The organism is Gemmatimonadaceae bacterium (assembly GCA_035633115.1).
In the GTDB taxonomy this organism is placed as follows: domain Bacteria; phylum Gemmatimonadota; class Gemmatimonadetes; order Gemmatimonadales; family Gemmatimonadaceae; genus UBA4720.
Genome location: DASQFN010000086.1, coordinates 1 through 23,613, shown reverse-complemented (window position 1 = coordinate 23,613; position 23,613 = coordinate 1). Strand labels below are relative to the sequence as shown.

25 protein-coding genes are annotated in these 23,613 nt (G+C 62.5%); 17 read left to right on the top strand and 8 right to left on the bottom strand.

The window, feature by feature from the left end; all coding sequences use genetic code 11:
- Nucleotides 1-319: 319 nt before the first annotated feature.
- The 3 genes from VES88_11635 to deoC are packed head-to-tail and all read right to left on the bottom strand — an operon-like array spanning nucleotide 320 to nucleotide 3,734.
- Complete coding sequence (locus VES88_11635) at nucleotides 320-1,195, bottom strand: aldehyde dehydrogenase family protein (GenBank protein ID HYN82147.1); 876 nt, start codon at nucleotides 1,193-1,195, stop codon at nucleotides 320-322.
- Nucleotides 1,192-2,775 carry an aldehyde dehydrogenase family protein gene (locus VES88_11630; protein HYN82146.1) on the bottom strand — a complete coding sequence of 528 codons (1,584 nt, stop codon included), beginning with the start codon at nucleotides 2,773-2,775 and terminating at the stop codon, nucleotides 1,192-1,194. Before VES88_11630 ends, VES88_11635 begins: the two co-directional genes overlap by 4 nt.
- A complete protein-coding gene (gene deoC, locus VES88_11625; GenBank protein ID HYN82145.1) occupies nucleotides 2,775-3,734 on the bottom strand; it encodes a deoxyribose-phosphate aldolase in 960 nt (319 codons plus the stop codon). Before deoC ends, VES88_11630 begins: the two co-directional genes overlap by 1 nt.
- 74 nt (nucleotides 3,735-3,808) lie before the next feature.
- On the opposite strand from deoC, the gene VES88_11620 reads away from it, so the two are divergent.
- Both VES88_11620 and VES88_11615 read left to right on the top strand, forming a co-directional pair.
- Nucleotides 3,809-4,528, top strand: coding sequence for an HAD-IA family hydrolase (locus VES88_11620; GenBank protein HYN82144.1), 720 nt, complete (start codon nucleotides 3,809-3,811; stop codon nucleotides 4,526-4,528).
- 92 nt (nucleotides 4,529-4,620) lie between these two features.
- Nucleotides 4,621-5,292, top strand: a complete 672-nt coding sequence (locus VES88_11615) for a Bax inhibitor-1 family protein (GenBank protein HYN82143.1) — start codon at nucleotides 4,621-4,623, stop codon at nucleotides 5,290-5,292.
- Nucleotides 5,293-5,480: 188 nt separating this feature from the next.
- On the opposite strand, the gene VES88_11610 is transcribed toward VES88_11615, so the two are convergent.
- Entirely contained in the window at nucleotides 5,481-5,771 is a 291-nt protein-coding gene (locus VES88_11610; protein ID HYN82142.1) for a 4a-hydroxytetrahydrobiopterin dehydratase, read from the bottom strand.
- Between the two features lie 57 nt (nucleotides 5,772-5,828).
- On the opposite strand from VES88_11610, the gene VES88_11605 reads away from it, so the two are divergent.
- Nucleotides 5,829-6,941, top strand: coding sequence for a radical SAM protein (locus tag VES88_11605; GenBank protein ID HYN82141.1), 1,113 nt, complete (start codon nucleotides 5,829-5,831; stop codon nucleotides 6,939-6,941).
- A gap of 7 nt (nucleotides 6,942-6,948) precedes the next feature.
- On the opposite strand, the gene VES88_11600 is transcribed toward VES88_11605, so the two are convergent.
- From VES88_11600 to VES88_11585, 4 genes are all read right to left on the bottom strand, one after another.
- A complete protein-coding gene (locus VES88_11600; GenBank protein ID HYN82140.1) occupies nucleotides 6,949-7,374 on the bottom strand; it encodes a hypothetical protein in 426 nt (141 codons plus the stop codon).
- Nucleotides 7,375-7,494: 120 nt separating this feature from the next.
- Nucleotides 7,495-7,860 (bottom strand): hypothetical protein, encoded by a 366-nt coding sequence (locus tag VES88_11595; protein ID HYN82139.1) that lies wholly within the window; start codon nucleotides 7,858-7,860, stop codon nucleotides 7,495-7,497.
- Entirely contained in the window at nucleotides 7,857-8,426 is a 570-nt protein-coding gene (locus VES88_11590) for a sigma-70 family RNA polymerase sigma factor (protein HYN82138.1), read from the bottom strand. Before VES88_11590 ends, VES88_11595 begins: the two co-directional genes overlap by 4 nt.
- 46 nt (nucleotides 8,427-8,472) lie before the next feature.
- A complete protein-coding gene (locus VES88_11585; protein HYN82137.1) occupies nucleotides 8,473-9,567 on the bottom strand; it encodes a CoA transferase in 1,095 nt (364 codons plus the stop codon).
- A gap of 218 nt (nucleotides 9,568-9,785) precedes the next feature.
- Between VES88_11585 and VES88_11580 the strand changes: the two genes are divergently transcribed.
- The 14 genes from VES88_11580 to VES88_11515 form a co-directional block, all read left to right on the top strand.
- Nucleotides 9,786-10,460 (top strand): hypothetical protein, encoded by a 675-nt coding sequence (locus tag VES88_11580; protein HYN82136.1) that lies wholly within the window; start codon nucleotides 9,786-9,788, stop codon nucleotides 10,458-10,460.
- Nucleotides 10,461-10,466: 6 nt separating this feature from the next.
- Nucleotides 10,467-11,660 carry an ArgE/DapE family deacylase gene (locus VES88_11575; GenBank protein HYN82135.1) on the top strand — a complete coding sequence of 398 codons (1,194 nt, stop codon included), beginning with the start codon at nucleotides 10,467-10,469 and terminating at the stop codon, nucleotides 11,658-11,660.
- Nucleotides 11,657-11,875 (top strand): hypothetical protein, encoded by a 219-nt coding sequence (locus VES88_11570; protein ID HYN82134.1) that lies wholly within the window; start codon nucleotides 11,657-11,659, stop codon nucleotides 11,873-11,875. The genes VES88_11575 and VES88_11570 overlap by 4 nt, the downstream gene beginning before the upstream one ends.
- On the top strand, nucleotides 11,872-12,486 hold the full coding sequence (locus VES88_11565) for a ribonuclease H (protein ID HYN82133.1): 615 nt from the start codon (nucleotides 11,872-11,874) through the stop codon (nucleotides 12,484-12,486). Before VES88_11570 ends, VES88_11565 begins: the two co-directional genes overlap by 4 nt.
- The gene (locus VES88_11560) at nucleotides 12,474-13,235 is read left to right on the top strand and encodes a zinc ribbon domain-containing protein (GenBank protein HYN82132.1); all 762 of its coding nucleotides are present in this window, start codon (nucleotides 12,474-12,476) and stop codon (nucleotides 13,233-13,235) included. Before VES88_11565 ends, VES88_11560 begins: the two co-directional genes overlap by 13 nt.
- 42 nt (nucleotides 13,236-13,277) lie before the next feature.
- Nucleotides 13,278-14,486, top strand: a complete 1,209-nt coding sequence (locus tag VES88_11555; GenBank protein HYN82131.1) for an acetyl-CoA C-acyltransferase — start codon at nucleotides 13,278-13,280, stop codon at nucleotides 14,484-14,486.
- Between the two features lie 58 nt (nucleotides 14,487-14,544).
- A complete protein-coding gene (locus VES88_11550; protein HYN82130.1) occupies nucleotides 14,545-15,642 on the top strand; it encodes a hypothetical protein in 1,098 nt (365 codons plus the stop codon).
- Nucleotides 15,643-15,932: 290 nt separating this feature from the next.
- Nucleotides 15,933-16,736 carry a hypothetical protein gene (locus tag VES88_11545; GenBank protein ID HYN82129.1) on the top strand — a complete coding sequence of 268 codons (804 nt, stop codon included), beginning with the start codon at nucleotides 15,933-15,935 and terminating at the stop codon, nucleotides 16,734-16,736.
- On the top strand, nucleotides 16,733-17,620 hold the full coding sequence (locus VES88_11540; protein ID HYN82128.1) for a 3-hydroxybutyryl-CoA dehydrogenase: 888 nt from the start codon (nucleotides 16,733-16,735) through the stop codon (nucleotides 17,618-17,620). The genes VES88_11545 and VES88_11540 overlap by 4 nt, the downstream gene beginning before the upstream one ends.
- The gene (locus tag VES88_11535) at nucleotides 17,617-19,299 is read left to right on the top strand and encodes an FAD-binding oxidoreductase (protein ID HYN82127.1); all 1,683 of its coding nucleotides are present in this window, start codon (nucleotides 17,617-17,619) and stop codon (nucleotides 19,297-19,299) included. The genes VES88_11540 and VES88_11535 overlap by 4 nt, the downstream gene beginning before the upstream one ends.
- Nucleotides 19,300-19,379: 80 nt before the next feature.
- Nucleotides 19,380-20,129 (top strand): FAD-dependent thymidylate synthase, encoded by a 750-nt coding sequence (thyX, locus tag VES88_11530; protein ID HYN82126.1) that lies wholly within the window; start codon nucleotides 19,380-19,382, stop codon nucleotides 20,127-20,129.
- Between the two features lie 169 nt (nucleotides 20,130-20,298).
- Nucleotides 20,299-21,510 (top strand): hypothetical protein, encoded by a 1,212-nt coding sequence (locus VES88_11525; protein ID HYN82125.1) that lies wholly within the window; start codon nucleotides 20,299-20,301, stop codon nucleotides 21,508-21,510.
- A gap of 133 nt (nucleotides 21,511-21,643) precedes the next feature.
- Nucleotides 21,644-22,669 (top strand): hypothetical protein, encoded by a 1,026-nt coding sequence (locus VES88_11520; GenBank protein HYN82124.1) that lies wholly within the window; start codon nucleotides 21,644-21,646, stop codon nucleotides 22,667-22,669.
- A gap of 148 nt (nucleotides 22,670-22,817) precedes the next feature.
- On the top strand, nucleotides 22,818-23,613 hold a 796-nt coding region (locus VES88_11515), incomplete at its 3' end, for a KamA family radical SAM protein (protein HYN82123.1).

Genomic DNA, 23,613 nt, shown 5'->3' with positions numbered 1-23,613 from the left:
TGCCGAGATCGAGGGCGAGGAGTAACGTCGGGGCAGATGTGCGGGTCGTCATCGTAGGCATAGACTCTTCTCGTGAGGAAGGTGAAGTGTCTACGGTGGCGGCTCGTGCACTCGTTCGCCACCAGGCCTACATAGTTTCTTTCTGCGACTCTCAGGAGCGACCCACTCGTTCAAGCCGTTGCCTCCAGCACAGATGGCTGCCCTCACGTTGTTTGGAGGTTGCAGCAAAGACTGCAAAGAGCCCGCAGCCTAATCTTTAGGTCAGACGTTGGAGAGTCGAGGACGCCCGAAAGGGCATTACCATGCCGCACCGCTGCGGCTACACTCCGATGGGATGCCAGGTCGTCTTGAATTCGACGAAGTCGCGAATCTCATAGACTCCCTGGCTCTTCTCCGAGTACCAGTCGACATCTTCCTCGGCTTGCCGCGTCCGGACGCGCTTCACGCTGTCGGCTGCGCCGAGCTTCAGCTCCTTCCTTTCATCGGGACCGACGACGGCACTCACCCCGCGCAGGTGGGTGTGCGACGCGAACGTCGGTACGAGCTCGCGTCGATAACCCGTAAGCAGATTGACGACCCCGCCCGGAAGATCCGAAGTCGCCAGCATCTCGCCGAGCACGATTGCCGGATACGGCTGTGTCTCGGAAGCGAGAGCGACGACGACATTGCCGCTCACGATCACAGGCGCAATCTGACTCATCAACCCGAACAAAGGATCGCGATCCCCCGCAATTACCCCGACGATTCCCATCGGCTCGGCCACAGTGAAGTTGAAGAATGGCCCCGACACGGGATTCGTGTTGCCAAGCACCTGCTCGTACTTGTCCGCCCAGCCCGCGTAGTAGATCAGCCGGTCGACAGTCGCGGCAACTTCCTTCTCCGCGTCTCGCTTCGACGAGCCCTCCGAGCGTGTGATCGCCGCCGCCATCTCATCGCTCCTGCTCTCGATCATCTCACCCAGGCGGTAGATGATCTGGCCGCGATTGTATGGGGTGCGCTTCGCCCAGTCGGGGCCCGCTTTGGCGGCGGCCTCGACGGCGTTCCTTACGTCCTTGCGCGTACATTGTGGAACATTGGCGAAGAACTTGTCGGTCCCCTTTCCCTCGTAGATGGGAAACGTGCGCCCGCTCTCGGAGCGAATGAACGCACCGCCGACGTAAACCTTGGGCGTCTTGGTTATCGGCAGTCGATTCATGTGAGCTTCACGTAATCGAGCAGTCCCTGGCGACCACCCTCACGCCCGAACCCGCTCTCCTTGTACCCGCCGAACGGCGACGAAGGATCGAACTTGTTGAATGTGTTCGCCCACACCACACCGGCCTTGAGCTCGGTGCTCATCTTGAGAATGCGCGAGCCCTTGTCGGTCCACACACCGGCAGACAGCCCGTACATCGTGTTGTTCGCTTTCTCGACGGCTTCCTCAAGGGTTCGGAATGTCAGCACGCTCAAAACGGGGCCGAAGATCTCCTCCTGCGCGATGCGATGGCTCTGGGTCACACCAGTGAACACGGTCGGCTTGAACCAGAATCCTGCGGTCGGCAGACGGCATGCCGACGGCTGATACATCGACGCACCCTCGGTCACTCCGCACTCCACGAGCTCGGTGATCTTGTCGAGCTGCTGGCGCGAGTTGATCGCGCCGATGTCGGTGTTCTTGTCGAGCGGATTCCCGACGCGCAGAACATCGATGCGGTCCTTGAGCTTTTTCACGAACACTTCGTACAGCGATTCCTGCACGAGAAGGCGCGACCCCGCGCAGCAAACGTGACCCTGATTGAAGAAGATTCCGTTCACTACTCCTTCAACCGCCTGATCGACGGGCGAGTCGTCGAAGACAATGTTGGCAGCCTTCCCGCCAAGCTCCATTGTCATCTTCTTGTCCGTACCCGCGACCTGCCGCATGATGCGCTTGCCGACTTCGGTCGAGCCGGTGAAGGCAACTTTCGCGGCAAGCGGATGCGCCATCACCGCCGCGCCCGTCTCGCCGGCGCCGCTGACGAAGTTCACGACCCCCGGGGGCAGATCGGCCTCTTGCAAAAGCTCCGCGAACTTGAACGCCGTGACCGACGTGGTTTCGGCGGGCTTGAGCACGACGCAGTTTCCCGTCGCCAGAGCGGGCGCAATCTTCCACGCGAGCATCAACAGCGGGAAGTTCCACGGAATCACCTGGCCGACCACGCCGAGTGGGTGCGCGGCGGCGCCGGGAATCGCGTACTGAAGCTTGTCCGCCCATCCCGCGTGATAGAAGAAATGAGCGGCCGCCATGGGGACGTCGAAGTCGCGCGACTCCTTGATCGGCTTCCCACCGTCCATCGTTTCGGCAACAGCAAACTCGCGCGCGCGATCCTGAATCAGACGCGCAATTCTATAGATGTACTTCCCGCGCTCGCGTCCCGGCATCTTCCGCCACACCGAGTCGTACGCTTTCTGCGCCGCCTGATACGCCGCGTCCACGTCGTCCCCATTTGCCATCGGTACGCTCGAGAGAACTTTCTCGGTCGCGGGATCAATCGAGTCGAAATACCTGCCGGACTTGGGCGCGACGAATTTGCCGCCGATGAACAAATCGTAGCGAGGCTTGATTTTCGGATCGGCAGACTCGGGTGCGGGGTCGTACTCCCAGAGATCTCCGAAGATGAGCTGAGGGACGGAGCCAACGCGGCCTGAGGCGATAAGCGGGCTGCGGATCCCGCCCGCGCCATTTCCAGCCGTCGCTCCGCCGCGTTTCGCTTCAGCGGAAAGCCGAGAGCGAGTTTTGGTTTTGTCAGTTGGCATCAGTAACTCTCCGCCGCTTCAGTGAAGTAGTACGGCGCCTGGTATGCTCCCGTTTTTTCCTTCGCGATCTGCCGCAGCAGGTCGTTGAGCAGCGAGCTCGCGCCAAAGCGATACCGGCTGGAGTTCAGCCAGGTGTCGCCAAGTGTCTCTTTCACGGCGACCAGATAGTGAAGCGCCTGCTTGGCATTGCGGATGCCGCCGGCCGGCTTCATTCCGATCGCCACGCCTGTCGCGAGATAGTGATCGCGAATAGCCTCGATCATGACCTGCGTATTGGCCAGCGTCGCGGCACCGGACGCCTTACCCGTGCTCGTCTTGATAAAATCGCCCTCACGAATCACACGCATGGCGATGAACGACGCAGCGCGGATGTTGTCATAGCTCTCGAGCTCGCTGACCTCGAGTATGACTTTGAGGGTTGCGTCGCCGCACGCTTCGACCACCGCCGCGATCTCGTCCTGCACGGCATTGAATTCTCCGGCGAGGAACAGCCCGCGGTTTATCACCATGTCCACTTCATCTGCGCCGTCGCTCACTGCCTGCTTCACTTCGGCCAGGCGCAGCCGCAGAGGACTCTGGCCCGAAGGAAACGATGTTGCAACGGATGCGACTTTTATCGGCGTGTCGGCCAGCCATTTGCGAGCGTGCTTGACCAGAAATGGATAGATACAGACCGCCGCTACGGGCGGCACTTCGGGGTCGTCGCTGGGACGGCGCGCCTTCTGGCACAGGGAACGCACCTTGCCGGGCGTGTCCTTCCCTTCGAGCGTCGTCAGATCCACCATCGATACGGCGGTGGTCAGTCCCCACACCTTGGATTTTTTCTTGATGCTGCGCGTGGCGAACTTAGCGACGCGCTCCTCGATTCCGACCTGGTCTACAGTGCCGGTTTCCTCGAGAAGGCGTGCGAACGCCGGGCGCGGGGTGTTCGTATGAAGTGCGGGACGGACGGTGGCCATAGTCTTCCTAATATCGTGGGGGGTGGTGGGCGTCGCCACTCCTGCCGGAATTGCTCGACAGTTAGGTTGCCTGAATGACAGCTGACCGCCGCTATGCCGTGCTGTTCGACCTCGATGGAACGCTCATCGACTCCATCGGACTTCTGCTCGCCTCGGTGAAACACACTTTCGCGGAGCGTGAAGGACGCGCACCCACCGAGGAGGAATGGATCGCCGGGATTGGAACTCCGCTGGCCGAGCAGCTGAGGCCGTTCGTGGATTCGGACGAGGATGCTGCGTCGCTCGTGAACCGATACCGCAGCTATCAGCGCGAGCACCACGATCATCTCACAACGCCGTACGACGGGGTGATCGAAACACTGGAGCAGCTTTACAACTGGGGGCATCCGATCGGCGTTGTGACAAGCAAGAGCAACGAGATGATGGAGCGCGGACTTCGTCACACCGGCATCGACGTGTACATGACGACTACCATCGGCTGTGACTCGTGCGCCATCCACAAGCCGGATCCTTTTCCGGTGCGAATGGCGCTCGACGAGCTGGGGTACGAGCCCCACGAAGCAGTATTCGTGGGCGACTCTCCGCATGACATCGCGTCCGGTAACGCCGCCGGCGTGACAACGATTGCGGCGTTGTGGGGCCCATTCACCAGGCATCAGCTCGCCCCGTACAGGCCGACTCTGTATCTCCATCAGATCAGCGACTTGCCGGCCATGATCCAGCGGATTCAGGCGGGCGCTATTGCCGGAAGGACTCCTCGGGACGGTACTACCGCTCTGCGGAAACCGGATTAGACCGAGTAGCTAGACCTCTCCGAGTGCTTCGGTGTAGTATGAGGCGCACGGAAATCGAGCCGCGCCAGTCATTTCAAAATCGGAGCCATCAGATGGGAGTTTCATTCCCCGCGGGGGTTCTCGTACGCACAGGGGCCGAGCGCGCAACGCTCGTCCGCAGAACGTACGCACTCGTTTTCGTCGGCGTTCTCGCAACGATCGCCAGCGCGACCTTCGCTCTGTCACAGCCCGCCCTGCTGCAAGCGGTTGCCGCACATCCGTGGATATCGCTGGCCTGCTTCATCGCGCCCCTCATCGGCGCAATGATGGTCCAGAAAGTATTTCCGGCCAACATCGGCTTCGTGCTTCTCTTCACTGTGGTAGCCGGAGTCTACATCTCGCCGATTCTTTATGTGTATGGGCGCACGCAGCCGGGCCTCATCACCCAGGCAGCGATGCTCACGATCGGCGCCTTCGGCACGCTCACCGCTTACGCGTTCATCTCGCGTCGCGACTTCAGCGCGTGGGGAAGCTTCTTCATGGTGGGGCTCTGGGTGCTGATCGGCACGTCGCTGCTGAATCTTTTCTTCCGCAATCCGGCGATGGACCTGTGGCTTGCGGGCATCACTGTCCTGGTATTCAGCGGACTCCTGGTCTTCGATACGTGGCGCATCCGCAATGTTTACGGACCGGATGAGTACGTTGGCGCCGCAGTGCAGATCTACCTCGATCTGCTCAACCTCTTCCTTGGAATTCTGAGAGTACTCGGAGGAAGAAGGAGCTAGAAACAGAAAAGCCTTGCCACAGAGACACAGAGAACACAGAGAAAGACGGAACGCCGCATCAGCATCGATGGCGGCGTTCTTCTTTTCTTTGGATTGAACTCAGTGTCGCGATTGAGTCCCGAGCGGCGTGAACAGTTCCCCCAAAAAGCTTTCTCTGAGTGCTCTGAGTCTCTGTGGCGAAGCTTTTCTCAGTTGTCCTCTAGTACTGAGTCCATCGACCGCGCAAGATCCAAATCCTTCTGCGTGACTCCGCCTGAGTCGTGTGTGCTCAGCGAGCAGATGATCTTCGTGTAGCGAATGTCGATGTCCGGGTGGTGGTTCGCCGCTTCGGCCTGATCAGCCACCCGCCCGATGAAAGCGATACCCTCGGGGAAAGTCTTGAACTGGTAAGTCTTGACGATGGCACCGCCCCGCCGTGCCCAGCCGCTCAGAGATCCCAGCTCTCGCTGTATTGCGATGTCCGATAAAAGCTCAGTCACGCGGGGAAAATAGCTTCATCCCTCGCGTCTTGGATTGGTTTCGGGTTATATTCGGGTATGGCGGGGCGGCGAAAGAAGGCGACCAGGGGGCGGCGGCTCGCACAGGCCGGACTGTTCGGTGACGCGTTCGAGAGAGACGCGCGCCTTCTCCCGGTGGTCGGCGTGCAGAAGGACATCAGATACTATGGATCACCGGCGAAGAGCATTCTCAACGGGCCGGAGGTCACCGGCATGGGTTATTGGTCCATCAACCCGTACGTAGGCTGCGCTTTCGGATGCGCGTATTGCTACGCCCGTTACGCACACCGCTACGTGATGGAGCGCGCTGCCGACGACGACAGGATGGGCGCCGCGCTCGGCGAAGCGTTCGCCGAGCTCCCGCCATGGCTCGCGTTCGAGCGCAACATCTTCGTAAAGCACAACGCTCCGGAAATTCTCAGCCGAACGCTGCGACATGGAAGCGACAAGCATCTCGCTCTCCTCGATGGCGAAGCGATCATCATTGGCACGGCAACGGATCCTTACCAGCCGGCGGAACGGCGCTTCCGTGTAACGCGAAGAATTCTCGAGGTGCTCGCCGAGCATCCGGGGCTGACGGTCGTAATAATCTCGAAGAGCCCCTTGATCACTCGGGACATCGACGTCCTTTCGCGCATAGCAAGGATCTCGGACCTGAGCGTTCACATCTCGCTCATCACCCTGAACCGCGACCTCGCGCGTCGGCTCGAGCCGCGCGCACCGACACCTGAAGCACGCTTGCGTGCGCTCGCGCGCTTGCGCGAAGCCGGAATCGACACAGGCATCAACTGCATGCCGGTTCTTCCGGGAATCACTGACAACCCTTCGGATCTGGAGGCTCTAGTGAAGCGAGTCGCAGAGGCGGGCGCGACGTACGTCGGTGCGTGCGCGCTGCGACTTCAGTCGGCGGCGAGAAAGCGCTACCTGCCCTTTATCGAGCAGGAATTTCCGCACCTCGCCGAGCGATACCGGAATACGTACGCCTACGGGTATCAGGCGGGCGACCGCTACCGCGCGGGACTTTCGGTTTTCTTCGGAAACCTTTGCGCGAAGTACGGGCTCCCCGCGTCGTCGCGCGTCGAAGATGACGAAGGGGACGCCTCCGATGTTCTGGAGGCAGTCCCCTCAGATCAGCTCGAGCTCCGGATTTAGCGCTTCGTTACTCTGTCGCCGGGATGTCTGTGTCGCCGAACCCGATATTCATCGCGATGAGCACAGCGCGCGCGTTGTTCGCGACGTTGAGACGTTGTGCGCATGTGCGTATCGCAGATCGAGTCTGTCCGTCGAGCCGGCCGGTGACGCCTCTGACGCCGCAGCCACGATCTCTCAGCTCCTGCTGCAGAGCGAGGAACTGAACTCCGGTCAGACCCGCGGCGCCTTTGGAAGTCGGGCAGCCTTTCGGGCATTCAGTACCGGTGGGCGTGTCCGGCCCGCTGGTATCGATGGTGGTGGGCGGAGCTTGGTTTGCGTCGAGCTGTTTTATTACCGTGGTTGTGTCGGTTTTCGTGGTGGTCGTGTCCTGGGCAGCTGCCATCACCGGTAGCAGCAGGCAACCGGCGGTTACAACCAGAATCCTGAGCTTCATTGTCTCCTCCATCGAGGTAAGCTGAGTGGCCGTCCTGAACGCAATAACGAGTGCAAACCGCAGGCCGCTGACGGCAAACACAAGTCGGGGCAGGAAACTGGCGAAACAAGCCGCCCGCCGTCAGGGGGCAATGAACAAAACTCCAATCGCGGCTCCGAGAGCGACGAGTACCGCGCCCAGCGCGATCGCAACAGTCGGGGTGAGAATCACCGAGCCCGACCCCGCGCGAGCCGGCGGTTTTGCGGGCTCGGCCGGCAGGGAGCCGAGAATCTTCTGCTGGACGTGAATGGGGGTCTTTCGGCGCCGCAGCAGCTCCGCCTCGTCGTTGACCTTCGTCCAGAAAGCCGCCGTTTCCTGCTCGTCGGCGCTCGCCAGCCCATCTCTGCCCGCCTCACCGTCGAGCCACGCCTGGACGGCTGGAGTGGCCGGAGGGGTCCTCCGATGTTCCTTCTTCTCGGGCGTGGCGCCCGGGTTATCAGCGCTCATGCGTACTTCTCCTCCAGCAAAGCTTGAAGTGCCTCGCGAGCACGATGCACGCGCATCTTGAGCGCGCCTACGGTCGTCTCGAGCAATACCGCCATCTCCTCGTACGAGCGTCCCTCGACGTGCTTCATTACGAAGGCCTCACGAAGTGAGGGAGGCAGACGTTGTAGAGCGTTCTCGAGATCGGTCCTGAGCTCGTTCCGATCCATCTCCTCTTCCGGCGTCGAATATGCGGAAGGCTGATCGTCCTCATCGTAGCTGAGGTGGGTCCGCCGGATGTTCTTGAGCCAGTCCTTGCAGGAGTTGGCGACGATTCGAAACACCCACGCATCGAATCGGCCGCGCACTTCGCTGAGGTGCTGGTAGGCCTTGATGAAAGAGGCCTGAAGAATGTCTTCGGCGACGTCAGGACTTCCCGTCATGCCGAGCGCGTGCCGGTAGAGCGGATCGCTGTAGCGCGCGATCAGAATCCCAAATGCGTCCTTGGAGCCGGCGAGCACCCGGCCGATTATCTCCTGGTCGGCATCGACCTGGTCAACGGGAGGAGTTCCCGGTTCCAGCGTGGTCACAACGCTAGTGTAACGTGTCAGGCATCCGGCGGATAGGTCTGCGAAGTCATGTTTCGAACACACTCCACCCGTGCCGGCGTATCTGCGCTCCGTGCTCATTCAGTCGCGGAGGAGGAAGCCGCACGTCGCCGGGCACACTCGGGGCGATTCCGCTAAGCGGCGATGCTTCCACGAGCGAGAGCGCCTCGAGTACAGAATTGACGAGCCCGCACGGGACGCCTCGTCCACCCAGCAGCGTCATCCATTCGCCCGCGGGTCGCTCGGCGAGGCGATTCGACATCGCGTCGACTATTCTGCGCCGCGCAGTGATTCGGCCGGCGTTGGTTCTGAGCGCCGGATCGCTCGCAAGGTCATCGAGGCCGAGGGCAGTGGCGCATTCACTCCATTGAGCGTCTGTGCCGACGGCGATAATCAGCGAGCGATCAGCAGCGCGGAATGGCTGATACGGAACGAGGTTGGGATGCTGGTTTCCCCACCGCGTCGCATCCTTGCCGGTCACGAGGGAGTTCTGTGCGACGTTGATCAGCGCCGCTGTCGCGCTGTGTGCGAGCGAGATGAAAATGCGTCGGTCGACTGTGTCTCTCGCGCGGCACGCCAGAGCGGCGAGAATCGCGATCGCCGCGTCCTTGCCGGCGATGATGTCGGCGAGCGCAACCCCCACCCGCGTTGGCTCGCCATCGGGGTCTCCCGTGATGGACATCCACCCACTTTCAGCCTGGACGACGAGATCGTATCCCGCCCTGTCGCTCCCGGGCCCGAACCCGGAGATCGTGCACCAGATGAGCTTCTCATGCTTTGGGAGCAGTTGTTCGGGGAAGATGCCCCGGCGCTCGAGCGCGCCCGGGCGAAAGTTGTCGACCACTACGTCGGCCTCGCTGATGAGATCGAAGACCATTTCGCGATCGGCGGGAGCGTCGAGATCGGCCGCCGCGCTCATCTTGTTTCGGTTGACGGAGAGGTAATAGGCGCTCTCGCCACGGTCGTCGAAGGGCGGCCCCCACCCGCGTGTCGCGTCTCCGGTGCCCGGTTTCTCGATCTTGATGACGTTCGCGCCCATATCGCCGAGGGTCATGGTGCAGAGCGGGCCGGCGAGGACTCGGGACAAGTCGAGGACCCGTAGGCCATTGAGCGGACGTCTCATTATGATGTCGTATTCATGGTCGGTTACTGGCGTTATATTTGGATGAAATAGGCAAGAAGGCCACACGTCAGTTCCCACGCCTCCCTTACTTGCTTTAGTTACGGAAAATCATATACTTAGCGCCGTTCCCGCCCACGGTCGCCTAAGGGCGTCCTAGTGCGCCAATGGCGTCATCGTTCGTCGCTGGTTCGCCGACCGCATACCATTAGGAGTGTGTAATGGCTGAGACACAAAAAGCGTCCGAGCCAACTCCCGCCGCCGGAGCCCCAGCAGCGCCCGTAACCCCGCCGGTCCCGCCAAGGCGAAGCCCCGGGCATCGCGGAGCCGACGTAAAGGACACTGTCGCCGAAATGGCTGCCAAAGCTCACGAGATCAGTCTCGAGGCCGGCAGCAAAATGGCAGCTGCGATGAAGGATGTCATCAATGCCGCAGCCGGACTCAGTGGATTCGTGATCGAGAGCGCACGCGATCTCGTACAGTATATGGTACGCCGCGGGCAGATGACGCAGGAGGAAGCCGATAAGCTGATTCGGGAAGTCGAATCCGCGATGCCGAAGCGAAAGCCGGCGGCCGCGGTCCATCCGCCGGCAAAGTCCTCCCTCCAGCCTGCTGCCAGGAGCGCCCCGGCCTCATACCGCCCAACGCCAAAAGTGGCACATAAGCCGCCGCACGCCCCAGCTCGTGTCGCGTCGAAACCTGCATCAAAGAAGTCAGCGGCGAAACCGAAAGGCGCCGCAAGGAAACCGGCCGCAAGGAAACCGGCCGCAAAGAAACCGGCCGCAAAGAAACCGGCCGCGAAGAAGGCGGCTCCTGGAAGGACAGCTTCGAAAACTTCGCCGAAGAAGAAGCCGGCCGCAAAAAAGAGCGCCTCCAAAAAGGCGAAGCGCAGGTAGCGCCGGGTGTCCCGCGCGAAGGGCGCCGGCTCGACAGGCGTGCCGCGCGCCGATCCGGTGGCGCTCACGCAGGCGCTCACCCGCATTGACTCGCGAAATCCTTCACTCGTCCCCGGCGCACCCGGGGAATCCGCGATAGCGCGTAAGCTCGCGGACATCCTTGGCGATTGGGGCTTCTCTGTCGAGCTGCCCGAAGCCGCTCCGGGACGACCCAATCTCATCGCGAGAGTAGGACGTCCGGGCACGCCGGCAATGATGTTCGCGGGGCATCTCGATGTCGTGGGCGTCGACGGGATGACACACGCTCCGTTCGACGGTGATATACATGAAGGTCGAATCTTCGGGCGCGGCTCTGCCGACATGAAAGCTGGGATATCCGCGATGTGTGCCGCTGCCACGCTCGCACTGGACGAGGCTGGCGAAGCGCCCAATCGCCAGATCCTGATCGCCGCAGTCGCCGACGAGGAGTACGCGAGTCTCGGCATGCGGCGGCTCGTCGAGAGCGGCGTGAGAGCGGAGCTGGCCATTCTCACGGAGCCGACGAGGCTGGCGATCTGTCCAGCACATCGCGGATTCGTGTGGGCAGAGCTCGAGCTCACAGGCCGGGCGGCACATGGAAGCCGATACGACATCGGAGTGGACGCGATACGCCACGCGGCCCTCGTTCTGGCGGAGCTCGACGAAGTCGAGGCGACGGTGCTTCCCCGAACCACGCATCCGCTACTCGGCAGAGGCTCGCTGCATGCTTCGTCCATCGAGGGCGGCAGCGGTCTCTCCACTTACCCGGAGCGTTGCGTCGTGGTGATCGAGCGCCGCACGCTACCCGGTGAAACAGACGACGATGTACTCGCTGAGCTGGGTGCCGCGTGCGAGCGAGTGCGAGCGAAGCGACCGGACCTTCGCGCGGCGGTTAGATTGATTGAAGCGCAATTGCCGAGTGATGTCAGCGTCGACGCGCCGGTAGTAGCGCTCCTCAGGCGCGCGGTGGAGGCGGAAGGCTTGGAGTCACGCATCGAGGGAATGAGCGCGTGGACCGATGCGGCGATACTGAATGCCGCGGGCATTCCGGCGATCTGCTTCGGGCCCGGTGACATCAGTCTGGCGCACGCCGCGGAGGAGTTCGTTCCCATCGAAGAGATCGAGAAGGCAACCAGTGTGCTGACTCGTGTGGCGCGGGATTGGCTGTCGGAGAAGACATGAAGCAACTGACCCACAGGCAGTACGACGCGCTCGAGGGCGCGATCACGCACGGCAGGCGCATCTCCGTGTTTCGTCGTGGCACCGAGTACGTTGTGATTCCCAAGCGGCTGTGGAGCGAGGGCTCACGCGAGGCAATGGACTCCATCCACCCGACAACGGGCGAGGAAATGACGCTGTATCTGGACGAGATGGAGCGGATCGAGGTGGTTCGATGACGGAGCCGGCACTGGTTGCCATTTACGCCGACGAATCGTGCATCGGGAACGGACGCGAGGGCAGCAATCCCGGCGGCGCGGGCGGATTGATCGAGTGGATTCATCCCGCGTCGGGCGAGCTGCGCCGCTGGGACTATTGGATGTCGGAGCCGGTCACAACGAACAACCGCATGGCGCTCCGCTCCGTGATCGAGCCCTTTCGCGAGCTGAGCAAGCGCAACAAGCCGTTTCGCGTCGTCTTCACCAGCGACTCCAAGTACATCGTCGAAGGAATGAGTCTCTGGGTGCCCGGATGGATTGCGCGCGGATGGCGGCGCAAGGGTGGCGCTATCGAAAACCTCGAATTGTGGCGTGAAGCCGTGGACCTCGTGAGCGCTCACGAGTGTCAGTGGCAGTGGGTGCGGGGCCATGCCGGCCAGCCGCAGAACGAATACGCCAATTACATCGCAATGCGCGCGGCGGCGACTCAGACGAGCTCCGGGGGACTTCGAGTCTCCGGGTTCAACGGGTGGATGGAGTCGCAGCAAATCAAGAAAAAGGCGCTGCGCGAGACTGCTCCCTTTCCTGAAGCCGGAACATTCAAGCCGAGCCCGAGAGCATGGACGACCTAGATCGCGTTTTCCATCGGCTGGTGAGCAACATTCGCCACCGACACCCCGAATACCTGACACTTCCCTTTACCGTTCAGGAGCTTTACGAGACGCTCATCCCCTACCGCCATCATCGGCGTGAGCTGGGAATCGAGACGAATCAGGATTACGAGATAGCGGTCACGCGTCTGTTGTCGGGCGAGCGCGACTATCTGCAGGCCGACCCGGAGATGCGTGACAAGCTCGAGACCGAGCTCGCATCGCCTCATTTCGACACCGGCGCGTTTCGCGAATTTGCCGGAGCGAAAGTCTCTCTCGCCCCCGAAGCGCTGAGGCGTATTCGAGCGCTCACCGTGCCGACGGCCGAGACTCCAGTAGCTGCGACAGCGACAGGTTCGGCAGCGCCGGCCCGGCCGTCACCGCCGGCGCCGAGCGTCGCGGCTCCGGCTGTTGGAGCTGTTGCGTCGGGCGCGGCAGTATCGGGAACGCCAACGCCCGCGGGGTTCAGCGCAACATTTCCGCTTTCCGCCGCACCGCTCGCAGCCGACGCCGGCGAAACAGGTCAGGCCCCTGCCGGAATCCCGTCGCTTGGCGACGTCGCGGTGCCCGAGGGCTGCCCTTTCTGCGGGGGAACGCTTCCCGAGGGACGCACCGTGATCTACTGCCCGAGCTGCGGAAACAATCTTTCGGTTTCTCGTTGCCCCGCCTGCGGGGGCGAGCTCGAGAAGGGCTGGAAGTTTTGCGTCACCTGCGGACGAAGCGTCGCTTAGCGCACCGGAGCGACTGACCGCCGCGCCGCTTCGAGCACTACCATGACGACACAGAACTCCGGCCGGGACATTTTCTTCCTCTCCGCCGTGCGCACTCCCTTCGGGACGTACGGCGGCAGTCTTCGCGACGTCCCCGTGGTTGAATTCACTGCGCACGCAGCGCGAGCAGCGATCGAGCGCGCAGGAATCGACGCAGCCGATGTGGACTCCACGACATTCGGCAACGTCCTCTACACCGCGGCCGACTCGATCTACTTCTCGCGGCACGTCTCACTGAAATCCGGCTGCCGCACGGAAACGCCCGCGCTTACGGTCAACCGCCTCTGCGGATCCGGGTTTCAGGCGGTCGTGAACGGAGCAGAAGACATTCTTCTCGGGGATGCGCGAGTATGTCTGGTTGGTGGCGCGGACTCGATGTCGCAGGCGCCACACGTCATTCGGGGCATCCGCTGGGGAGTTCCGCTCGGCAAGTCTGCTCCACTCGAGGATTCGCTCTGGGAAGCCCTGCGCGATACGTACGTGAATCTTGCCATGGGAGAGACCGCCGAGAATCTCGCTGAGCGGTACGAGCTGTCGCGTGAATGCGTCGACGAATTCGCGCTGCGATCACAGCAGCTGGCCGGCGAAGCCTGGGCCAGTGGCGCATTTGCCGACGAGGTGGTCCCGATCGACGTGAGGAATTCGAAGACTCGGAAAATGGAGATCTTCGCGCGCGATGAGCACATGCGTCCGGACACGTCGCTCGAGGGATTGGGTCGCCTCAAGCCGGTCTTCCGTGACACGGGCGTGGTAACCGCCGGGAACGCATCGGGAATCGGCGACGGCGCAGGTGCGATGATCGTCGCGGGCGAGAAGTTCGTGAAGGAGCGGGAGCTCAAGACGCTCGGCCGTCTCGTCTCGTGGGGTATCGCCGGAGTCGACCCGGCCGTGATGGGGATTGGGCCCGTTCCGGCAGCGAAGATCGCCCTGTCGCGTGCGGGCCTCACGCTGGACGACATGGATCTCGTTGAGGTGAACGAGGCTTTTGCGCCCCAGGCCTGCGCCGTGGAGCGCGAGCTGCGGATTCCGCGCGAAAAGCTCAACACCGCGGGGGGCGCGATAGCCCTCAGCCACCCGCTTGCCGCGTCCGGAGCGAGGATCACGGCCCATCTACTGCATACGCTTCGCTCTCAGGGAAAGCGCTATGGACTTGGCAGCGCCTGCATCGGCGGCGGCCAGGGAATCGCGCTCGTAGTCGAAGCGACAGCGTAGACCTCGCGGGACAGCGGGCGCAAGCGCCGCGCACGCGAGATAACCGGAGACAACATCAATGCAGAGATCAAAAGGCTGGATCGTGACCTCGCTGGCGATTGTTGCGCTGATCGCCGGCTGCGCTACAGCGGGGACGACAACGGGCGATCCCACGACGTCCGGAGGCGTGGGGCAGAACCCGGTGAATCCCGCAGAGCCGTGGGCGATCAAGACGCGCGAGCACCTCGACCTCTGGCTGCACGGTTTTGCGATGATCACGGACGATACCACGCTCGTTCCCTATTTCCGGCGTGGCTATCGTACGCAGATGGCCGCGCTCAAGAGCCGGTCGAACATCGTGACGCAGCTCGACGCCAATAACGCGCGACTGAAAAGCCGCATGTCGATCAACTCAGGTCTCGTCAACGCGCAGTTCCTCGCGCTGTATTTCGATTCGTTCGATGACATCGCGCGCGCCGTGGATGTGTTTCATCGAGCCGACGGTAATCCGCGAGCCGCTTCGGACCGGGAGACAATGGAGACGATCGCTCTTCTCGCCGGCTACTTTCCGAATGCCGCAGACCGTGACTGGGCCCGGCTCTTCGTCCAGTCCCTGCGCGACGAAGACAGCAGGTTCTATCGGAGCTACTGGGACCAGCAGCAGCGTGAGCTGGGCGCCGTTTTCACAGCGGTCAGCAGTCTCTGGCAGAACACGTATCGTGCCCGCTTCCAGAATTTTCTGACCAACACGAGTCAGACAGCCGGCGAGATCTACCTCTCGCTTCCGCTCAACGGCGAGGGAAGAACGCTGTCTGCCGGAAAGCGACAGAATGCGACGGCCATCACGTTCCCGCAGCGGTCGTCAGACGCGAACGAAGCGATCTACGTTCTGGCCCACGAGGTCGTGAGCTCTCTCGTCGGGACTGCGGTCAACGACAACGTCACTCCAACCGACCGGCGGCTGGGTGTCGCGGATCGTTACATCGCGAACGGAGCGGTACGGGCCGGTGCAATGCTGCTGCAGAAAATCGCGCCAGAGCTCGCGAACGGGTACGCACGGTACTACGTGCAATCGGCCAATCGGAATGCGGGAACGCTTGCTACCGTGTTCCCATTGCCCGAGCCAATCCGCGACGCGATCCAGAGACAGCTGGACGTTGTCCTTGGAGGTATCTGATTCCCAGGCCGGGGCAGCGTCGTCGGCGTCCGTGGACCTGTGAGCTGGCCACAGAACCACAGAAGCACAGAAGACACCCAGCCACCTCGGCACCACTCAGAGACCTTCGCCACTGAAGGTCTCTATTTTCTTGGTGGAACTACAACGCGACGGCCACGCAGGATTTCGGAAATCGGGTGCTGTTCCCATGATCACGCACTTTTTCTGTGTTTCTGTGTTTCTGTGGCCAGCTCACAGATGCTTGGATTGGATCGACGCTAGTCCCATGGTGCGCGTTTATCTTACCAGACATGGCCGACGATCCCTCCCAGCTTCCGGTAAGGCAGGTCCCGCTCGACCGCGTGACGATCGAGCGGGTGCTCGCGCGCGCGGCTGAGCTCCAGGCAACGAGCGGCAGCGACGACGGCGAGGAGAACCTCAGCGAATCGCAGCTCATCGAGATCGGCAAGGAAGTCGGAATCAGCTCCACGACGCTCACTCAGGCCCTGGCGGAAGAGCGCTCGCGTATCGCCGTGCCGGAGGATCAGGCGCTTCTCTCGAGCATCACCGGACCAGCCGTTACCACCGCGTCGCGTGCTGTGCGCGGCACGCCAGCGGAGGTTCTCGCGTCGCTCGACAGCTGGATGCAGCGCGACGAGTGCATGCAGGTGCAGCGCCGATTTCCTGACCGGGTCACATGGGAGCCGAGGCCGGGATGGCTTGGAGTGCTTCAGCGGGGATTCAACATCAGCGGCCGCGGCTACCATCTATGTCGGGCGAGCCAGGTCGCGGCGACAGTGGTTCCAATCGAGGGCGGGCGGGTTCTCGTGCGTCTTGACGCCGATCTCTCGGAGAGCAGAAACTCGCGCCTCAAAGTCGGCGGCGGACTGTTCGCCGGCGGAGTGATGGGCGCCGGCGCGGTTGGCAGCCTGGCGACACTCGCTGAGGTTGCATTCATCGCAGTCGGCGGACTCGTGCTGATTCCTCTCCTCGTCGGTACGGCGGCTGCATACGGAGTTGCCAAGCGCCATAGAGAGCTGGCTATGCGCGTGCAACTTGCATTGGAGCAGACTTTGGATCGACTGGAGTTCGGCAGCACCAGGAGGCTGAGGTGAATCGCATCGAGCGGGTTGGCGTATTGGGCGGCGGTCTCATGGGAAGCGGTATCGCTCAGGTCTCCGCGCTCGCCGGGTGCAGAACCGTGATGCGCGAAGTGTCCGAGTCGCTATGCGAAAAGGCACTGGCGGCGATCGGGAAATCGCTGGCCAGGGGCGTCGAGAAAGGCAAGGTCACGCCTGAAGCGCGCGACGCCGCTCTAGGAAACATCACCTGCACCACCGACGTCGCGCAGCTCGGCGAGAGCGAGATCGTCATCGAGGCGGTCTCCGAGGATCTCCAGCTCAAGAACACACTGTGGAAGGAGCTGAACTCTGTCTGTCCGGCGCAGACGATCTTCGCGTCGAACACATCGAGTCTCACGATCGCCGCCATGGCCGCGGCCTGCGGCCGGCCCGACAAAATGCTCGGACTTCATTTTTTCAATCCCGTCCACCAGATGAAGCTGGTGGAAGTGATCCGCACTATCACGACCAGCGATGAGGCGATGGAAAGCGCATTTGCCTTCGTGCAGCAGCTCGGAAAGGAGCCGATTCGCGCGAAGGACAACTCGGGCTTCGTCGTCAATCTCCTTCTTGTCCCCTACATGCTCGACGCGATTCGCGCCCTGGAGGCAGGCATTGCGTCGATCGATGACATCGACAAGGGGATGCAGCTTGGAGCGGGGCATCCGATGGGACCCTTCACCCTTCTCGATTTCGTCGGGCTCGACACGACCTACAGGATCGCCGAGATCATGTTCGACGAGTACCGCGAGAAGAGGTACGCGCCCCCTCCACTCCTCAAGCGGATGGTCACGGCGGGGATGTTCGGCAGGAAATCCGGCCGCGGTTTCTACGATTACTCCGAGGCCCAACCTCGGGTGAGCGCACTCGGACTGTGACAGCCGCACCGTCCCCCCTCGTACCTCCAACGAATTTTCGCGGCGTATTTCGCGACGACGCGCCCGCATGCGCAGTCTACTCCGAGGCGGCGGGAATCGAGCGCATCATGCCCAGGGCAGTTGCGATCCCTGCCGACGATGCCGACGTCGTCGCGATCGTACACTGGGCGCGCGCTCGCGGCATTCCGATCACTCCTCGCGGATCCGGCACGAGCATGGGAGGTGGAGCGGTAGGCCCCGGCGTCATCGTCGATCTCGGTCTGCTGAATGCGATAGGTCCCGTGGACGTTTCCGCAAACCGAATGGCCGTCGGGCCGGGCGCGCTTCGCTCGGCGGTGAACTCCGCTGCGACAGAGCACGGACTCCGCTTCCCGGTGGATCCGTCGAGCGGCAGCTACTGCACCGTCGGGGGCATGGTGGCCACCAACGCATCGGGAGCGCATTCGCTTCGATTCGGATCGACGCGGCAGTGGGTCACGGCGCTCGACTGCGTCTTTGCCGATGGATCGCGCGCGATTCTGACTCGCGGCGAGGCTCCGCCGCCGGAGCTCGCCGGCGTGAGCCGATTTCTCGAGGAAGTGCACCCGCGGATCGTCTCTCGTCGAAAAATGATCGACGCCGCGCATCGTGGTGTCCGGAAAGATTCTTCCGGCTACGCTCTGCGCGCTTACGCCGAGAGCGGCGAGATCATCGATCTCCTCATCGGGAGCGAAGGGACGCTGGCGATCGTCGTCGGAGTCGAGCTGTTACTGGCCAGGGCTCCCGGAGCGACCCGTGGAGTGCTTGGCGCGTTCCACTCGCTCGACAGTGCCGTCGTCGCGGCGTCGAAGGCACGCAGCTCGGACGTTGCCGCATGCGAGCTTCTGGAGCGCACCTTCCTCGATGTCGCCGCCGCCGGCCGCGATGACGACGTTTCTCCGGAGACTCGCGCCGCGCTCACGGCGCTGCCGGATGGAACTGCCGCAGTACTTCTCGCCGGCGTAGAGGGCGAGACGGCGGAGGAGGCGACCGAGCGGGCCGAAGCGATCGCGGAGATCTTTCGTCTGGCGGGATCGACTCAGGTGTCGACTGCCAGCACTCACGGAGAGCAGCACGGCATCTGGGAGCTGCGCCACGCGGCGAGCCCAATCATCGCGCGGCTCGATCCGGCTCTCAAGTCGATGCAGTTCATCGAGGACGGTGCCGTTCCGCCCGAAAAATTCGGCGATTACGTGCGGGGAGTGAGAGCTGCGCTCGACGCGCGCGGCGTGAGGGGCATCATCTTCGGCCACGCAGGGGACGCTCACGTTCACGTCAATCCGCTGATCGACGTGAGCAAGCCCGACTGGAGATCGACTGTAGAGGGAATCCTCGAGGATGTCGTGATGCTCACGAGCCGCCTTGGAGGAACGCTGTCGGGAGAGCATGGGGACGGACGGCTTCGCGCGCCGCTGCTGGTCGAGACGTGGCCCGAGGAGGAGATCGAGCTGTTCAATCGGGTGAAAGTTTGTTTCGACCCCGATGGGATTCTCAATCCCGGGGTCAAGATTCCGTTGCCGGGACAGAAGCCGATCACCGACGTGAAGTACGACCCCATGCTTCCACCTCTGCCTGCCGAGGCGAGGGCAGCACTCGACGCCATCGCGGCGAATCACGCGTACGCGACTCCTCGGCTGTCGCTCATCGACCGAGCCGGATAGCTTACCGCGCACGCGCGGCCGGCGTGCGTTCATCACGACGACTGCCATTCATCCTCGCAAATCCAGGTTATTCTCGCGCCGTGATCTTCTCCGAGGCCCGCGTCACCGTCCTGGCCCGTCCATCGTTCACGGAGCCGGATCATCTTCCCGTGAAGTGGCTCGGCGAGAGCACCGACGGAGAGCGGCTCTCCGAATTCGCCGGCCGCCTCTGCTACATGAGCCAGAAGAATCCGGCCAGCAGGCCGACTCGCGAATACCTCGAGAACATCAAGAAGCAGGGCCACGGAAGCGTGCTCGAGCACGCGAACTACTCGCTCCTCCTGGAGGGAGTGAGCCGGTCTCTCACACATGAGCTCGTCCGGCATCGCGCCGGGTTCGCTTACTCCCAGCTCTCGCAGCGCTACGTGGACGAATCCGAGGCGAACTTCGTCATGCCGCCGGCGATCATCGGCGATGAGGCGCTCGAGTCGCGCTGGCGCGAGCAGATGGAGGCTGCCCAGAAGAGCTACGTCGCCCTCGTCGAGTCTCTGATGCAGCGCTACGCCTGGGTGGGCGACAAGATTCACCGGAGGAAGATGGCGAGAGAGGCCGCTCGCGGAGTTCTCCCGAATTCAACCGAGACGAAGATCGTCGTGACTGGAAACGCCCGCGCCTGGCGAACGATGCTGGAGCTCCGCACGAGCGAGGGCGCCGAGCTCGAGATTCGCCGGTGCGCGGTGGAGATTCTCAGAGTTCTACAGGGAGAAGCGCCAGGATTTTTCTCCGACTTCGAGATTTATCAGGCGGCGGATCGCTGCGACGCGGCTCGGATCAGCTACCACAAGGTCTGATTCTCCGAGACGTCGATTGAAAGGAGCCCACTCAATTTTCCCCGAGGCTCCAACTCGAAAAATTTTCTCTGAAAAAAATTTTCTGAATCGCAGAATAATTATTGCGCCGTGTTCATTTTGTTTTATACTCGTCACTGTGAATCCATCGCGCACGTTTTCGTAGGGACCGATGACTCGAATCGGGTTCGCCTACAACCAGAAGCCAGAGCAGTCCGCTCTCACCGGCAACAAGGCGACCGCCCACCAGAACACGGTGGATGACGGGGAGCTTTCCCGTCTGCAAAATGAATTCTCCGCCACCGACGAATTCGCCGAGTGGGACAGCAAGGAGACGATCGACGCCGTGGCGAAAGCGCTCTCCGCCCTCGGTGAAGTGATCCGCCTCGAAGCCGACGAAGATTTTCCCGAGCGGCTCCGCCAGGCCAGACCCGACATCGTCTTCAACATCGCCGAAGGCAGGAACGGAGTGAATCGCGAGGCACACGTGCCCGCGATCTGCGAGTTCTACGGCATTCCCTACTCGGGGAGCGACCCGCTCACTCTCTCGCTCTGCCTCGACAAAGCCCGGACGAAAGAGGCGCTGTCGGCTCACGACATTCCCACCGCGCGCTTCGTCGTGGTTCAGGAGATGACCGATCTTCCCCGCGTCTCGGAGCCGCTCGAGCTTCCCCTCTTCGCCAAGCCCATCCACGAAGGGTCATCGAAGGGAATCACCGAGCGGAATTTCTGCCGGACGCCGGACGAGCTCGAGGCCCAGGTGAAATTCCTCCTCGAGAGCTACGACCAGCCGGTGATCGTCGAGGAATATCTTCCCGGCGCGGAGTTCACCTGCGCGGTGCTCGGCAACGGGAAGACCGCGAAGGTTCTGCCGATCGTCGGAATGAATTTCGCTGCCCTCCCCGAGGGCGCCCTTCCGATCTACGGCTTCGAAGCGAAATGGATCTGGGATCGCCCCGAGCGGCCGCTCGAGATGTTCGAGTGCCCCGCCGAGATCGACCTGGTTCTCACGCGAGCGATCGAGCGAGTCACGCTCGACGCTTATCGTGTGCTCGGCTGCCGCGACTGGTCGCGAATCGACGTCCGGCTCGATGCCGGCGGAGCGCCTAATGTGGTCGAGGTAAATCCGCTTCCCGGAATTCTGCCCGATCCCGCCGACAATTCATGCTTTCCGAAAGCAGCCCGCGCCGCCGGGATCAGCTACGACGAGCTCATTCAATCTTGCCTCAGGCTGGCCGCGACACGGCAGGGAGTGCCGATCGGCCGCCGGCTCAAGAAAGTGCACACCGTCTCGAAGGCAGCTCCACGCCCGCGCGCAGCGCGGTCACGCGACCAAGATGGTCCGGCTGTCGAAGAATCGGTATCCAACAGACTGACCGCTTGATCGTCAGATAGTGGGATCCCTCGCCGCGCACTTTCGAAGTCGCCGCGGCGTGAGGAGTTGAGCAGCAGATCAGACTCATTTGCATTGGCTCGCGAGGGAATCCGCCCTGGCGCGCAGAGGAGGAGAAGCGAACATGAAAATCGGAATTCTGTTCGATGCCATGTCCGCACTTGGACCGAACCCCGACGGCTTGATCCTCGAGTCAGTCGAGGCGGTCGAGGGCGCTATCGCCGCGTGGAGCAAGAGCCACGTCGCGGTGCGCGTTCCCGTCAACCCCGACGGCCGCTGGGTCGAGCGGGTGCGACGTGCGAAGTTCGATCTCGTCTTCAACCTGTGCGAAGGAATCGACGGCGTCGCCGAGTTCGAGCCGATGGTCATCTCGGTGCTCGAGCTGTTCGGTATTCCGCACTCGGGAAATTCGAGCGCAACGACGGCTCTCTGCCTGCACAAGAATGTCGTGAACACCCTGCTCGACAGCGCCGGGCTTCCGGTGCCGCGCTGGTCGCTGGCGCGCCGCGGCGAGGATTTCACGAGTGTCGGTTTCCCGGCGATCTGCAAGCCGGCGGCCGAGGACGCATCGATTGGCATCGAGCAGAAATCGGTCGTTCGCAGCTCGCGCGCGCTGGCCAGCCGCATCGAGGCGATGCACGAGCGCTGGGACGAGGTTCTGATCCAGCGCTTCGTCGACGGACGCGAGGTCAACGTCGGGATCGTTGGCGACAAGTCGCTTCCCATCGCGGAGATCAACTTCGGCGAGATGCCGCGGGGAATGTGGAAGATCGTCTCGTATCGGTCGAAGTGGATCACGGGGAGCGACGAGGACCTCGGAGCTGCGCCGACGTGCCCCGCCGATCTTCCCCGCGCGCTTTCGCGGGACCTCGAGAGAATCTCTCTCTCCGCCTGGCGCGCCGTCGGGGGCAAGGGTTACGGCCGCGCTGATTTCAGAATCGATCGTACGGGACAGCCGTGGCTGCTGGAGGTGAATCCGAATCCGGATATCTCGCCAACAGCCGGACTGGCGCGAATGGCTGGAGTTGCAGGGATGGATTACGCCGCGCTCGTGCGGACGATCTGTGAGATCGCGCTCGAGCATCCGGCGGTCAATGCGGCCGAGCTGTGGCCGCGCGCATTGCAGTTGTCGGGAACGAGCTGGACATGAAGTCCCGCATCGGCGCGCCATCTGGCGCGCACCATGCAAATGCCGCGAATGCGGCCAATCCCGCCGGCAGTCGGACGGGGTTTGGAACCACCCTCCTCAATGAGGCCAGCGCTTTTCAAGAGCGGGCCGCCCAGGGAGCAGAAAAAGAATGAGCGACTGGCAGAAAATCATCAGGGAAGAGAGTATCGCTACCCTTGACAAGCTGGCGGAGAAATTCGGTCGCGACGTGATCGACGTCGAAGCCCTCCGCCCGGCGTTCGACAACTTCCAGATGCGCATCACGCCTGCTGCGCTCGATGCCATCAAGGAAGTCGGCGATCCGATGTGGCAGCAGTACATCCCGACGGTGGAAGAGCTCGACATCGTGGACGGCGTCATCGACTCGCTCGACGAGGATGGCGACTCTCCGGTACCGAACATCACTCACCGGTACCCGGACCGCGCTCTTTTCCTCGTCAGCCCCGTTTGCGCGACGTACTGCCGGTTCTGCACGCGGCGGCGAAAAGTCGGCGATCCCGAGAAGATTCCGCTCAACCAGTTCGACTCGGCGTTCCAGTACCTCAGGGAGCACACCGAGATTCGCGATGTGATCATGAGCGGCGGCGATCCCATGATGCTGAGCGATCGGCGGCTGGAGTATCTCTTCCAGCAGCTGCGCGCGATTCCGCACATCGAGATCATCCGCATCGGAAGCCGCATTACCTCGCACCTGCCGGAGCGGATCACGCCGGAGTTCTGCGAGATGGTACAGAAGTACCATCCGATCTTCATGAACACTCACTTCAATCACCCGAGCGAGCTGACTCCGGCGGCGGTCGCCGCGCTGGATCGCCTGTCGAGAGCCGGCGTTTCGCTCGGCTGCCAGACGGTGTTGCTCAAGGGCGTCAACGACGACCCGAAGGTGATGATGAAGTTGATGCACGAGCTGCTGAAGGCGCGCGTGC